This is a genomic window from Pseudomonas sp. AC169, assembly GCF_979258515.1.
On the sequence record NZ_OZ409866.1, the window covers coordinates 329,231 to 343,294 of the forward strand.

11 protein-coding genes are annotated in these 14,064 nt (G+C 60.3%); 8 read left to right on the forward strand and 3 right to left on the reverse strand.

Annotation, left to right across the window (positions count from 1 at the left end; genetic code table 11):
* Positions 1–108 precede the first annotated feature (108 nt).
* Positions 109–624 carry an Hcp family type VI secretion system effector gene (locus ACZZ0G_RS01470; protein ID WP_007919523.1) on the reverse strand — a complete coding sequence of 172 codons (516 nt, stop codon included), beginning with the start codon at positions 622–624 and terminating at the stop codon, positions 109–111.
* Between the two features lie 373 nt (positions 625–997).
* Between ACZZ0G_RS01470 and ACZZ0G_RS01475 the strand changes: the two genes are divergently transcribed.
* Together ACZZ0G_RS01475 and ACZZ0G_RS01480 are read left to right on the forward strand one after the other, a co-directional pair.
* Positions 998–1,819: an aldo/keto reductase gene (locus ACZZ0G_RS01475; protein ID WP_463395555.1), complete on the forward strand. Its 822-nt coding sequence runs from the start codon at positions 998–1,000 to the stop codon at positions 1,817–1,819.
* Between the two features lie 25 nt (positions 1,820–1,844).
* Positions 1,845–2,315: a DUF1810 domain-containing protein gene (locus tag ACZZ0G_RS01480; RefSeq protein ID WP_463555046.1), complete on the forward strand. Its 471-nt coding sequence runs from the start codon at positions 1,845–1,847 to the stop codon at positions 2,313–2,315.
* On the opposite strand, the gene ACZZ0G_RS01485 is transcribed toward ACZZ0G_RS01480, so the two are convergent.
* Entirely contained in the window at positions 2,280–4,640 is a 2,361-nt protein-coding gene (locus ACZZ0G_RS01485) for a DNA polymerase II (RefSeq protein WP_463555047.1), read from the reverse strand. The genes ACZZ0G_RS01480 and ACZZ0G_RS01485 overlap by 36 nt on opposite strands.
* A 198-nt stretch (positions 4,641–4,838) precedes the next feature.
* On the opposite strand from ACZZ0G_RS01485, the gene ACZZ0G_RS01490 reads away from it, so the two are divergent.
* A complete protein-coding gene (locus tag ACZZ0G_RS01490) occupies positions 4,839–5,279 on the forward strand; it encodes a CBS domain-containing protein (RefSeq protein WP_435037390.1) in 441 nt (146 codons plus the stop codon).
* A gap of 129 nt (positions 5,280–5,408) precedes the next feature.
* Here the strand turns inward: ACZZ0G_RS01490 and ACZZ0G_RS01495 are convergent, their stop codons facing one another.
* On the reverse strand, positions 5,409–6,032 hold the full coding sequence (locus tag ACZZ0G_RS01495; protein WP_110721334.1) for a glutathione S-transferase N-terminal domain-containing protein: 624 nt from the start codon (positions 6,030–6,032) through the stop codon (positions 5,409–5,411).
* A 1,112-nt stretch (positions 6,033–7,144) separates the two neighbouring features.
* On the opposite strand from ACZZ0G_RS01495, the gene ACZZ0G_RS01500 reads away from it, so the two are divergent.
* The 5 genes from ACZZ0G_RS01500 to ACZZ0G_RS01520 all read left to right on the forward strand — a co-directional run bounded on the left by ACZZ0G_RS01500 (position 7,145) and on the right by ACZZ0G_RS01520 (position 14,063).
* Entirely contained in the window at positions 7,145–7,969 is an 825-nt protein-coding gene (locus ACZZ0G_RS01500; protein WP_463555048.1) for an energy transducer TonB, read from the forward strand.
* 67 nt (positions 7,970–8,036) lie between these two features.
* Positions 8,037–8,723 (forward strand): MotA/TolQ/ExbB proton channel family protein, encoded by a 687-nt coding sequence (locus tag ACZZ0G_RS01505; protein ID WP_371857975.1) that lies wholly within the window; start codon positions 8,037–8,039, stop codon positions 8,721–8,723.
* Entirely contained in the window at positions 8,723–9,124 is a 402-nt protein-coding gene (locus ACZZ0G_RS01510; RefSeq protein ID WP_007918272.1) for an ExbD/TolR family protein, read from the forward strand. Before ACZZ0G_RS01505 ends, ACZZ0G_RS01510 begins: the two co-directional genes overlap by 1 nt.
* A gap of 207 nt (positions 9,125–9,331) precedes the next feature.
* Complete coding sequence (locus ACZZ0G_RS01515) at positions 9,332–12,043, forward strand: TonB-dependent receptor (RefSeq protein ID WP_463555049.1); 2,712 nt, start codon at positions 9,332–9,334, stop codon at positions 12,041–12,043.
* A gap of 154 nt (positions 12,044–12,197) precedes the next feature.
* Positions 12,198–14,063 carry an extracellular solute-binding protein gene (locus ACZZ0G_RS01520; RefSeq protein ID WP_463555050.1) on the forward strand — a complete coding sequence of 622 codons (1,866 nt, stop codon included), beginning with the start codon at positions 12,198–12,200 and terminating at the stop codon, positions 14,061–14,063.
* The last annotated feature ends 1 nt before the right edge of the window (position 14,064 follow it).

A 14,064-nucleotide genomic window follows, 5' to 3' on the forward strand; every position in this document is an offset into this window, starting at 1 on the left:
TGCTGCGACGCGCAACAGCCCCTCAAGGGGCTATTGGCAAAAATTCTTTAAAAGTGAGTGCGCCCCGACCAGCGATGCCGGCCGGGGCGGTACAACTGTCAGCCGCGATTAAACGACTGGAGCGCGCCAGTCATCGGAACCCGAAGTACCGGAGACTTCGTGGGTCCAGGTGATTTTACGGTAGGTGAACTGCACTTCTTCCAGGTGGGTGAAGTGCGAGTTGCCTGGATCCTGGCAGTTGTGCATTTTGTTGTTGATGGCGACGATGATCGCGTCTTCCAGTTTGGTGGTGTAGTAGTGCTCTTGGGTGCCTTGAGCAGAAGTACGGAACCACTGGATAACGATTTCGCTCATGCGCTCGCCGGAGGTCAGAGCGGCTTGCAGCAGAGGCGAAGCCTTGTCGTAGACCTTGGTGATCACAACTGGCTTGTGAACGCGCTGACCGGTTGGCTGACCGGATTGTGGGTCACGCGGGATGATCACGTCGTGGCTGAAAGCCTGAACCATAACCTGGTCTTCGTGGCCTTCCTGGTAGGTGTTGCCTACGGAGTCAGCGGTGAAAGCGCCTGCAGTGATCAGGCCTTGTTTTTCGCCGGTAACCGACATGTACGCTGGTGTAGCCATGGGATGCTCTCCTTGCTTGAAAGACATACCTCTCAGGCACCATTGCCTGAAAGGATGGCTATGCGCCATCAAAGTTCATGCCAGCTTTTGTGCAACCCATACAGATCAAGGCCTTGAGCGCATCAGCTCGTTCTTTCCTGTCGCTAAGCCAATGAAAAACAAGGGAAAGTGCGCAACTTCTTGCGCAGTGGTGTGCAAGAAGTTGCGCACTTGGCTGCAGGCCACGAGCTACGCGGCCTGCAGAGGCCTACCCTAGTGAAAACAGGCAAAGCACTGCGCAACTTCTTGCGCACCTGTACGAGTAGATGAAGGAACCCCTGAGCTATCCTGCTGCCCACTAAAAGGTATCGACACATTCAGCAAGGAGGTTTGCATGCGTACCCTCGAACTGGCCGGCGTCCAGGTTCCGATCATTGGCCAAGGCACCTGGCGCATGGGTGAAGACCGCTCGGCGCACAAGCGTGAAGTAGCGGCGCTGCGCACGGGGATCGAGCTGGGCATGAGCCTGATCGACACGGCGGAAATGTACGCCGAGGGCGGCGCCGAATCCGTCGTTGGCGAAGCCATTGCCGGCCTGCGCGATCAGGTGTTTCTGGTGAGCAAGGTCTACCCGCACAACGCCAGCCGCAAAGGCATCCCGCAGGCATGCGAGCGCAGTCTGCGGCGGCTCGACACCGACTACATCGACCTCTATCTGCTGCATTGGCGCGGCCAGTATCCGCTGGAAGAAACCGTCGAGGCCTTCGAACGTCTGCGCGAGGACGGCAAGATCGGCCGTTGGGGCGTGTCGAATTTCGATGTCGACGATCTCGAAGAACTCTCCAGTTCGGTCTGCGCGACCAATCAGGTGCTTTACAACCTCGAAGAGCGCGGCATCGAATTCGATCTGCTGCCGTGGTGCCAACACCAGCGCATGCCGCTGATGGCTTACTGCCCGATCGGCCAGGGCGGTGCCATGCTCGCCGAGCCGGTGCTGAATGAAATTGCCGCTCGTCACGGCGTAACCCCTGCACAGGTTTCGCTGGCGTGGATTCTGCGTCAGGATGGGGTGATTGCGATTCCCAAGGCTGTACGGCCGGAACACGTGCAACTCAATGCACAAGCCGCGCAACTGCAACTGGAGGCCGGGGATCTGGCGGCGCTGGACCAAGCGTTTCAAGCGCCACAACGCAAGCAGCGGCTGGCCATGGTCTGAGCCAGCGGCTGGCGAGGGCTTCGCGATGAGAAGCACTGATCAGTACGACCCGTTCAACCTGCAACGTTTTGTCCAGGCCCAGGACACGGTGTTCGAGCGCGTGCAACGCGAACTCGATGAGGGCCGCAAACGCAGCCACTGGATGTGGTTTGTCTTTCCGCAATTCGCGGGCCTGGGCGGCAGTGAAATGTCCCGGCGCTACGCCATCGGTTCGGCCGAGGAAGCCCGGGCTTATCTGGCTCACGAACTGCTCGGCGCACGCCTGCGTACTTGCACGCAGTTAGTGCTGAAGGTGCAACAGCGCTCGATCGCGGAGATTTTCGGTCATCCCGATGACTTGAAATTTCATTCCTCGATGACGCTGTTTAATCAGTTCACTGCCGAGGACAGCGTGTTCTCGCAAGCGCTGGAACGCTACTTCCACGGCATTCTCGATGAATGGACGCTGCAACTGCTCGACTCAAAACAGGCCCAGTTGCCCCCCGATCAGGGTTGAGAAATCGTCGTCGACAAACGGCAGGATCGCATCCGCCACCGGTTGCAGTTGCCGAGTGACGTAGTGGTCGTAATCGATGGCGGCGCGGCGCACTTCCAGCGGCTCGGGACCTGCCAGGGTGATGACGTAGCTGATCCAGCCACCGTTCTGGTACTGCCGTGGTCGCCCGTGTTGCGCGTTGTAATCGTCGGCCAGCCGCGCCGCGCGCACATGCGGCGGGACATTGCGCTCGTAGTCGTCGAGGGTGCGGCGCAGGCGCTTGCGATAGACCAGGCGATCGTCGAATTCACCGGCAAGGGTTTTGCGCACGTAGTCGCGCACGTAATCCTGATAAGGCTTGCGCTGGAAAATCCGTTCGTAAAGCTCCTGCTGAAATTGCCGGGCCAGCAGCGACCAATCGGTGCGCACGGTTTCCAGGCCTTTGTAGACCATTTCATCGCTGCCGTCGGCGCGGGTAACCAGACCGGCGTAGCGCTTCTTGCTGCCCTCCTCCGCGCCGCGAATGGTCGGCATCAGGAAGCGTTTGTAGTGAATTTCGAATTGCAGTTCGAGCGCGCTATCCAACCCATATTCATCACGCACATGCGCGCGCCACCAATCGTTGACGTGCTTGACCAGCGCATGACCGATGCTCGCCGCTTCTTCCTGCCCGTGCGGACGACGCAGCCAGACGAAGGTCGAGTCGGTGTCGCCGTAGATCACCGCGTGGCCCTGCTCTTCGATCAACTTGCGCGTGCGCAGCATGATTTCGTGACCGCGCAGGGTGATCGATGACGCCAGCCGCGTATCGAAGAAGCGGCAACCGCTGGAACCGAGTACGCCGTAGAAGGCGTTCATGATGATTTTGAGTGCCTGCGACAGCGGCGCGTTGTGCTCACGTTTGGCGGTCTCGCGACCTTCGGCCACCCGCGAGACGATCGACGGCAAACAATGACGAGTACGCGAGAACCTTGCGCCACGGAAACCCGGTACGGAATCGGCGTCATCCGGGTGTTGCAAGCCTTCGATCAGGCCGACCGGGTCGATCAGAAAGGTGCGAATGATCGACGGATACAGGCTCTTGTAATCGAGCACCAGCACCGACTCATACAGGCCCGGTTGCGAGTCCATGACAAACCCGCCGGGGCTGGCCTGCGGCGGATTGGTGCCGAGGTTCGGCGCGACAAAACCCTGTCGGTGCATCAGCGGCATATACAGATGCGTGAACGCGGCCACCGAGCCGCCGCTTCTATCCGCCGGCAATCCGGTGACACTGGCGCGCTCGAGCAGGAAGGTCAGCAACTCAGTCTTGGCGAAGATCCGTGTGACCAGTTCACAGTCCTTGAGGTTGTACTTGGCCAGCGCCGGTTTGTCCTCGGCGAACATACGGTTGATTTCGTCCATGCGCTGGTACGGGTTGTCGATGGATTTGCCTTCGCCGAGCAACGTCTGCGCGACGTTTTCCAGACTGAACGAGGGGAAACTCCAGGTCGCCGAACGCAAGGACTCGATACCGTCGATGATCAGTCGCCCCGCCGCTGAGGCGAAGTAGTGATTGCGGCTGCCGTGCTCGCGCCATTGCATCTCTTCGCCGCCCCGGCCGATCTTCAGCGGCACGCCGAGGCGCCGTGCATGTTCGTGGAGGATGCGCAAATCGAACTGCACGACGTTCCAGCCGATGATCGCGTCGGGATCGTGCCGGGCGAACCAGTCGTTGAGTTTCTTCAGAATGATCGTGCGCGAGTCGCAGTATTCGAGGTCGAAATCGACAATGCTGTCATCGCCGTTCGGCGCACCGAGCATGTACACCTGACGTTCGCCGCAACCTTCCAGGGCAATCGAATACAACTCGCCGGTTTCGGTGGTTTCGATGTCGAGCGAGACCAGGCGCAGCTTCGGCCGGTAATCGGGGTCAGGTTTGAGCTGGGCGTTGAGCAATACGCCGTCGGCATCGGGCGTGCCGCTGAACCGCACCGGCGCGGTGATAAACCGCTCCATCAGGTAGCGTTCCGGCGGGCGCACGTCGGCTTCGAAGACGTCGACCCCGTTACGGTTGAGCGCGGTTTCCAGGCGCATCAACTGGCCGTGTTGCTGGCAATACAAGCCAAGCACCGGGCGATGCTCGAAATCCTGCAGGGCCAGGGGGCGCAGTTCGACATTCTTTTCGTCGTGCAGCAGACGTTCCGCCGCTTCGCGCTGCTCGGCGGGAATAAACGCCACCGACGGCTGATGCGGCAAGCGCACACGGCGCGGCCCGGCGTCGGTCGCCAGCCAGAACTCGACTTCGGTGCCGGCCGGTGTATCGCGCCAATGCCGGGTCAGGACGAAGCCCTGCGGTAAATCCACCACTGCAACCTCAGGAATTGAAACAGAGGGGCATTCTACGCGGCATTGCCTGGGATGACTCTGGCGATAAATAGCCACCATCCACGGAAAAACCCGGCAAATGACGTTTTTTGCGTGTTATCTGCCGCTTTGCCACCTTGCCCTGCGCGCTTGCGTCTACGATGCTTGGAGAACAACGACAACACCTGAGTACCCGCCATGAAGACCGTCGCCCAACTGCTCAAGCTCAAAGATCAGAAAAATCAGGAAGTGCACCAGATCAAACCTGATCACATGGTGCTCGAAGCGCTGATGAAGATGGCCGAGAAAAACGTCGGCGCCTTGCTGGTGGTCGAAGACGAGCAAGTGGTCGGCATCATCAGTGAACGCGATTACGCGCGCAAACTGGTGCTGCACGGCCGCTCATCGGTCGGCACGCCGGTGCGCGACATCATGGTGGCGAACGTGATCACCGTTGACACCCATCAAACCGTCGACACCTGCCTGGGCATCATGTCGGACAAGCGCCTGCGCCACTTGCCAGTGGTGGAGAACGGCAAGTTGATCGGTTTGCTGTCGATCGGTGACCTGGTCAAGGAAGCGATTGCCGAACAGGCGGAGCTGATCAAACAGCTGGAGCAGTACATTCGCGGGGAATAACTCTCCTTTACCGAGATCGTTCCCACGCTCTGCGTGGGAATGCCTCTTGTGACGCTCTGCGTCACGCTTTGGGACGCGGAGCGTCCCGGGCTGCATTACCACGCGGAGCGTGGGAACGATCATCGTCGGTCAGGACGGCCAATGCCGGGCAAACACCGGCGCCAGCACCGGGTGCCGGTCGATCCGCTGCAACCACGCATAAAACCCCGGCCGCGCCTGACGCAAATGCTCACGGCTGCCCGCCCAGCGCGTCACCACCGCCGCCAGTACATCCAGCGCCCCGGGTGTTTCGTCATCCAGATACAACTCGGCAGAAAACTGGTCGGCAAACACCTCCCAGCTCCAGTGCAATCGCTCACGCGCACCGGCAATCAGATTCTGCCGCGAGGCTTCGTCGGGCATCAGCAGCCAGCGCTCCGGGTAATCGATGACGCCGATCGCCGCATAACAGTTGCTGACGATGTAGACCAGACCGCGAATCGCTTGATCGCGATCCTCCGCTTTGGCTGGCAGCAGGCCGGACTTGGGAAACGTCAGGCCCAGATGAATCAGGATTGCCGCGCTCTCGGTGATGGCGCTGCCATCGGGCAGTTGCAAGGTCGGTATCTGCTTGAGTGGATTGAGCTGGGCCAACGCCTCGGCGGCTTCGGTGCTGGCTTCGATATCAATGAAGCGGTAAGCGATCTGGCACAGCTCCAGCGCCGCTTCGATGGCGGCTGCGCCTGAGTTTCTGTGCCCGTAGAGCTGGTACATATCCAATCCCCCCGAAAAGACCATTGCCACAGGGTAGATGGCTGTAGCGTGGGTGTAGAAAAAATCTGTCTGTGTATCGGTTTTGGCACGGTTTTCCCATGCACTCGCGACTTGCGAATTAAACCTCGCAAAACAGCGCTGGCGGTGCCCATCCCGCACCAAGAGCAATCATCGAACGCTATCCGCGTTCTTGTAAGGTGCGATACCGAACCAAAAGTTCGTGTATCCGAGCTGGCAACAAGGAGTTCACCGCGTGAATCTTCAAACGCTCTGCCGCATCAACCTCTGCTCGCCTCTTTGTATACAACGCCGAGTCCATTCGAACAGTCCCGGCGACCAACGCCTTTACTTTATTACCTGACTCCACGACCGCGCCCCGTGATCGGCAATGATTTGTTCGCCGACAATGGCGTGCTATTTATTTTTTAAATACAACTCACGACGTTATTGCGCAACCGACGCATTAAATGAACGCAGGCAGGATTGTCGAACAATAACTTTCAGCGATTTTACAAGTGCACCAAAACAGCTCCGGCGACTTGAACTACCCAGCACAGCAAACATTGATTTCATTTAAACAAAAACAAGGAACATACGCCGTGACCCGCTAAAACATTGGCCCGCACCAAATCAGTCCGCCGCGCACCAGCAAGTGCCCCGGCTGCCAGCCACGCCGCCGCTCTATCCCGCCGATCAGCGTGATACTGCGTAGAGCCTGACTCGCCTCTGAAATAGCTCCGCGAACGGGAGTTACGGGAATCTGTTGGCCGGAGAAAAATCGCGACAGAGGTAAAACTTATATAAATGCGACATGGGTAACACTGATGAAATAAGCGTTCTACATTTCGGCAATAGCTGGCACAGCGGTTGCTATGTGTAACAACCATGAGACACCGACAGTGATCTCAAGCGAGAGAAGTACAACCACGGAATGGCCAATGAACACACAAAGTCGATGGCGCTAAGCCAGTAAGTTTGCACAAGCCTTGTTAACTGGATAGTTGAACTATCGGCTTTTGCACACCTTGAAGAAAGTTGCACCCACCCACTCGAATATCCCCTGGATGTTCGGACGGCACCTTATTGCCCTTCATCAACCCGAGGGAGCTTTAATGAACGATGCGGTAAAGTACAGAACCCTGCCGGGGCCGTTACGGGAAGCGCCAATCCCGCCGGTTTCGGGCGGGCCAGCGTTTAAAGCCAATACCTCGCAACCCGGTAGTCTGAATAAACAGCAGATGGTGTTGCTGGTGGCGGTGTCCGCGCTGATACATGGCGGCGCCTGGTGGTTTCTCCAGCAGTCCAGAACCGAGCCATTGCCAACGCCGCCGCAGATTCCGGAAATGACCGTCGAGCTGACCAGCCCGACGCCACCGGCGCCGCCCACCCCGGAACCCCCACCGCCGCCTCCGCCACCACCGCCTCCCGAACCGGAGCAGCCGGTGGAAGACGAAGACGCGGTCAAGGCGCCACCGAAACCGGTGGAGAAGCCCAAGCCGATCGAAAAACCGAAACCGGTCGAGAAGCCGAAACCGGTAAAAAAAGTCGAGCCGCCGAAAGCTCCGCCCGCTCCGGCACAACCGGCCGCACCTGTTGCACCGACCACCCCGAGCGCGCCACCAGCGCCTGCCGCCGCCCCCGGTCCGGTCAAGGAATCGGCAGCCGTTTCCGGCCTCGCCAGCCTCGGCAACCCGCCGCCGGAATACCCGTCGCTGGCATTGCGACGCAACTGGGAAGGCAGCGTGGTCCTGCGCATTCAGGTGCTGGCCAACGGTCGCGCAGGATCCGTGACGGTGACCAAGTCCAGCGGTAAACCGCAACTGGATGACGCCGCTGTCGCCGCCGTGAAGAACTGGAAGTTTATTCCGGCCAAACGCGGTGACACGCCGATCGACGGCTTCGCCACCCAGACCATCGATTTCAAATTGCCGCAATAACCGAACGCTCAATCAACGCACAACCGAATAACGCAAGCGAGGTATCACCATGAACGATTTGTCTTCGATGATTGTCCCCGGCGTGCTCTGGGGTCTGGTGCTGTTTTCCGTGGTCAGCTGGGCGATCCTGCTGGTCAAGTCGGCGCAGTACCTGCGGCAGAAAGCGCAGAACAAACAATTCACTAAAGCCTTCTGGGGCGCGCCGGATCTGCTCACCGCCGCCGAGCACGCCAGCCAGTATCCAGGCTCACTGGCGCGCATCGCCAGCAGCGGTTTTGAAGCGCTACTGGTGGAAGACTCGCCGCGCACCACGCAACAACTGGCGCACACCATCAACCGTTCGGATCGTCTGGAGCGCAACCTGCGCCAGCAGATCCAGAAGGAACGCCGCTCACTGGAAAACGGCCAGGCGATCCTCGCCAGTATCGGCAGCACCGCGCCGTTCATTGGTTTGTTCGGCACCGTGTGGGGAATCATGGAAGCGCTGAAAAGCATCGGCGAAACCGGTTCGGCCAGTCTTGAAGCAGTTGCCGGGCCCATCGGTCACGCGCTGATCGCCACTGGCGTCGGCATCGCCGTCGCCGTGCCGGCGGTGCTGATTTACAACTTCTTCCTGCGTCGCTTGAAGCTCGCCTCGGCAGACATGGATGACTTCGCCCACGACTTCGACGCCCTCGCCTCGCGCAGTGCGTTTTCCATCAGCCGTCAGGCCATCGCCAGCAAAACCACAGCCGCCGTGCGGGAGGCCAGCTGATGTCGTTCTCCACTCAAGACAGCGATGAAGTGCTTAGCGAAATGAACGTCACGCCGCTGGTCGACGTGATGCTGGTGCTGCTGGTGGTGTTCATCGTCACCGCGCCGCTGATGACCAACGCAATCAAGGTCAACCTGCCGAAAACCGACGCCGTCGCCCCCGCCGAGAAGAAAGACCCGGTGGTGGTCAGCGTCGATCAGGACGGCAAGTTCTATCTGGCGAAAACCGAGCTGGCCCCGGAATCGCTGGAAGCCAGCCTCAAGGAGGTCAAGGCCAAGGACGCCGAAGTCCGCGTGCAGCTGCAGGCCGACTCCGCCGTCAATTACGGCCAGGTCGCCAAAGCCATGGCGTCGATCGAACGCTCGGGCATTACCAAAATATCGGTGATGACCACCCACTGAGTGCGGTGGTGGCCGCGTTTTGAGAGACGCGCCCGCCACCGCTCGTTGAATCCTGTCGCAATCAGCCGACCGAAAAAACGCCACGCGTCTTCGGAGGGGATCGGCTTGCTTGAAGAAAGTGGTTTTCCGCACGCGGTATCACCGAAAGCGGAGCAATGAGGGGCTCACAAGGCCAATTCGATAACGTCTAAAAAGTCGGAAATAACCATGCTGATGAACACTCCACGCTTCACGCTCAAACCCTTGGTGGCAACGATTTCTCGCCATCGTTTTGTTCCGTTGTATCTGGTGGCCATGGGGATGGGCGCCGGGACTGTGCAGGCGGCCGAGGACGACAACGCTTCCGTCCCGGCAGCTGCGGCGGTGGTTGCGCCGACCACGCAACTGCAACGGGTGGAAGTGACCGGTTCGGCGATTCGCCGGGTCGATGCGGAAACGGCGGTGCCGATCACCATTCTCAAGGCCGATGAGCTGCGCAAACAGGGCGTGACCACCACCGCCGAACTGGTGCAGCGGATCACCGGCAGCCAGTCGATCAACAACAGTGCCGGCTCGGTCGGCGCGGCGACTGGCGGCGCCTCGTTCGCCGACATGCGCGGCATCGGCGCGAACAAGACGCTGGTGCTGCTCAACGGACGACGCCTGGCCAACAACGCCTTGTCGGGGACCAACTCGGCCGGCGGGGCGGTGGATCTGAACATGATCCCGTTTGCCGCCATCGAACGCGTGGAAGTGCTGCGTGACGGCGCCTCGGCCCTGTACGGCACCGACGCGATCGGCGGCGTGATCAACTTCATCACCAAGAAATCCCTCACCGACGGCCAATTGACCCTCGGCGGCGAAACCCCGACCCACAGCGGCGGCGGTGCGACCAAGGACATGAGTGCCAGTTGGGGCTACGGCGATCTGCAAGAAGACCGCTTCAACGTCCTCGGCGTGTTCAACTACAACAAGCAGCAGAACCTCGACGCCAACGACCGTTCCTTCGCCACCGATTTCGCACCCGGTCGCGGTCTCGATCAGACCTCCGGCACTGCGTTCCCCGGCAACTACAGCCAGAACGGCAACGCCACAAATCCCTTGGCCAACAGCAATTGCAACGGCCCCAACCTGATCGCCCGCGACGGCTTGTGCCGCTTCAGCACCCGTGAATTCATCGACCTGGTGCCGCAGACCGAGAAGACCTCGTTCTTCGGCAAAACCACCGGCAAGCTCGGTGACGATCACAACGTCAACCTCGAATACTTCTGGTCGCGCAACAACAACGCCACGGCAGTCGGCCCTGCGCCGTTGACCGGTCTGAGCCTGGACGGTTCATCGCCCTACTACCCCGGCAATGGCATCACCCCGGCGCCGACCGATTTCGCCCTCGACCCGACACAGCCCGTCGATGTGAACTGGCGCGAAACCGCTGCCGGCCCGCGTGAATCGAAAGACCAGAACACCAGCCAACGCTTTTTGCTCAGCTTCGATGGTCTGGTTGGCGGCTGGGATTACAACGTCGGCGCCTCGTACAACCAGAACAAAATCGTCTCCAGTGTCACCAGCGGTTATGTCAGCGATCAGGCAATGATCGACGGTCTGGCCAGCGGTCTACTCAACCCGTTCGGCCCGCAATCAGCTGCCGGTCAACAGTACATCGACGACGCGGCGTACCACGGCGCCTACTCCACCGCTGTTGGCCGTGTCGCCGGTTTCGATGGTCGTATCAGTCGTGAAATCGGCGACTGGTTCGGTGCCGGCCCGTCCGGTCTGGCGCTGGGTGGCGAGTACCGCAAAGAAAAATTCCATCAGGACTTCGAGTCGTTCGCTGGCGACATCCAGAGCCTCGGCATCGACCCGGCCGGCAGCGTTGAGGGTGATCGCAGCGTCAAAGCCGCCTACGCAGAAATCAACGTGCCGGTGCTCGACAGCCTCGAACTGTCCGCCGCCGTGCGTCACGACAAATACAGCGACTTCGGCAGCACCACCAACCCGAAATACTCGTTCCGTTATCAGCCGTTGAAAGAGCTGGTCGTGCGTGGCGCCTACAGCGAAGGTTTCCGTGCGCCGTCGCTGTACGAGCTGTATTCGCCGCGCAGCATCACCTTCACCCAGGGCTACTACAACGACCCGGTGCTGTGTACTGGCGGCGTGGTGCAACCGGGCGGCAACGGCGGCCGCGATTGCGGTCAGCAGTTCCTCAACCAGATCGGCGGCAACGAAGACCTGGCCCCGGAGAAGGCGCGCAACGTGACCCTCGGCTTCGTCTATCAGCCGATCAACAACCTCTCGGTGGGTCTGGATTTCTGGTGGATTCACATCTCCAACCAGATCCAGCCGTTCCCGGAATCCACCGTGTTTGATCAGGCCGGTTCCTACCCGGACCGCTTCGTGCGCAATGCCGACGGCACGCTTAACTACATCGTCACCGGCAACGCCAACCTTGGCATTGTCGAAACCAACGGTGTCGATGTGTCGCTGGATTACCGCTTCCCGAACACGCCGTACGGTCAGTTCGGTCTGGGCCTGCAAGGCACTTACGTTGACGAGTACGACTTCCAGAGCACCATCAAAGGCCCGTTCACCGACAAGGTCGGCGACTTCGAGGGTGACGGCGTGATCGCGCGCTGGAAGCACAACCTCACCGGCAGCTGGACCTTCGGCGCGGCGCGGGCGGCACTGACCAACCGCTTCACCACGGGTTACAACGACTACGACCGCGACACCCACGCGCGCGTGGCGTCGTATTCGGTGTGGGACCTGTCGGCCGGCTACACCTTCAACAAGGTGCTGGATGTCGACGCCGGGATGAAGAACGTGTTCGACCGCAACCCACCGTTCTCCAACCAGGCCTACAACTTCCAGAGCGGCTACGACCCGCGCTACACCGACCCGCTGGGCCGCACCTTGTTTGCGCGCATGACTTACCACTTCTAACCGGAAACAGAACACATCCCCCCCCTGCGGGAGCGAGCCTGCTCGCGAAAGCGTTGGATCAGCAAGAAAAATGTCGGCTGACAAGACGCCTTCGCGAGCAGGCTCGCTCCCACATTGGGTCCGTGGACTTTCAGGGATTTTCAGGAGTGATTGCATGAGTTTTTTGCGCAACATGGCTGGCCTGCTTTTGGGCAGTACGCTGCTGTGCTCCGGCACCTCGGCGCTGGCCGCTGGCAGTTATGCGCTAACGGTGTACGGCGAGGCGCCGAAGTATCCGGCCAATTTCCAGCATTTCGATTTCGTCGATCCCAACGCGCCCAAGGGCGGTTCGCTCAGTCGCGCGTCGATGGAAATCGGCCAGTACAATTACATCACCCCGTATGCCGATCAGGGCATTTCCGTGGTGCAGGTCAATGACTGGGTGTACTCGCCGCTGGCGTTCCGTTCGCTCGACGAGCCCTACACCGTTTACGCACTGGTCGCGCAGCAGATCGAGCGCGACCCCGATGGACTCTGGGTGCGTTTCACCCTCAATCCAAAAGCACGCTTCGCCGACGGCACGCCGATCACCGCCGAAGACGTGCGCTACACCTACAACCTGCTGATGACCAAGGGCAGCCTGAGTTATCGCCAGCAATACGCCGACGTGCAGGACGTGCTCATCGAAGGCCCACGGCAGGTGCGTTTCACCTTCAAGAACAACCTCAACCGCACCTTGGCGCTGGACCTGGCGACGATGCGCATCGTCCCCGAGCACTGGTGGAAGACCCGCGACTTCGCCAATGGCGGCGGTTTCGAGCCACCGCTGGGCAGCGGTCCGTACCGGGTGAGCAAGGTCGACGCCGGGCGCAGCATCAGTTTCCAGCGCGATCCGGACTGGTGGGGCAAGGACCTGCCGGTCAGTCGCGGGATGTACAACTTCGACAACCTCACGGTGAATTTCTACGGCGACACCGACGTCGCCCGCCAACTGCTGCAGGCCGGCGCGTTTGACTACAACCGCGAGTTTTCTTCGTCCGGTTACGTGGTCGGTTATGACAGCCCGGCGTTGCGTGACGGCCGCTTGCAACAATCGATTCTGGCACCGGAGAAACCGACGGCGGCGCAAGGCTTCGTGTTCAACCTGCAGAACCCGATCTTCCAGGATCGCCGCGTGCGCCAGGCGATCAGTCTGCTGTGGGATTTCGAGTGGACCAACAAGCAAATGATGCGCGGCTTTTACGTGCGTCAGCACAGCTTCTGGCCGAAGAGTGAAATGGCCGCCACCGCCCTGCCTGATGCCGAGGAACTGAAAATCCTCGAACCGCTGCATGGGCAGATTCCCGACGAGGTCTTCACTGAGGTTTATCAGGCGCCGAAAACCGATGGCAGCGGCTACATCCGCGACAAACAACTGCAAGCGCTGAAGCTGCTCGCCGACGCGGGCTGGACGCCGCAGCACAATCGTCTGGTCAACGCTGCCGGTGAGCCGCTGGAGTTCACCTTTCTCGACGGTCAGGGCGGTTTTGACCGCATGCTGCTGCCGTTCAAACGCACCCTCGCGCAGATCGGCATCACCCTCAACCTGCGGCGGATCGACTCGGCGCAATACATCAACCGCCTGAACGCCCGCGACTACGACATGATCGTCGCCGCGTTCCCGCGCAGCGGCGATCCGATCGTCTCCCCCGGCCGTGAGCTGTACAGCCTGTACGCCTCGCAAAGTGCCACGCAAGTCGGCAGTTCCAATTCGATGGCGCTGGCCAATCCGGCGGTCGATCAACTGATCGACGGGCTGGTCCAGGCCAATACCCGCGAGGCCATGGTGCATTACGCGCGCGCCCTCGACCGGGTGCTGCAATGGGGTTACTACATGATTCCCAACTACTACTCCAAAGGCACGCCGACGGTGTATCAGAACCGCTTCGGCATGCCGCCCGTGCAACCGGCGTATGACGAAGGCCTCAACACCTGGTGGCAGGTGTCGACCAAGCCATTGAGCACGCAACAGATGCACAGCCAGCTTGCGGGGGGCCAGTGAC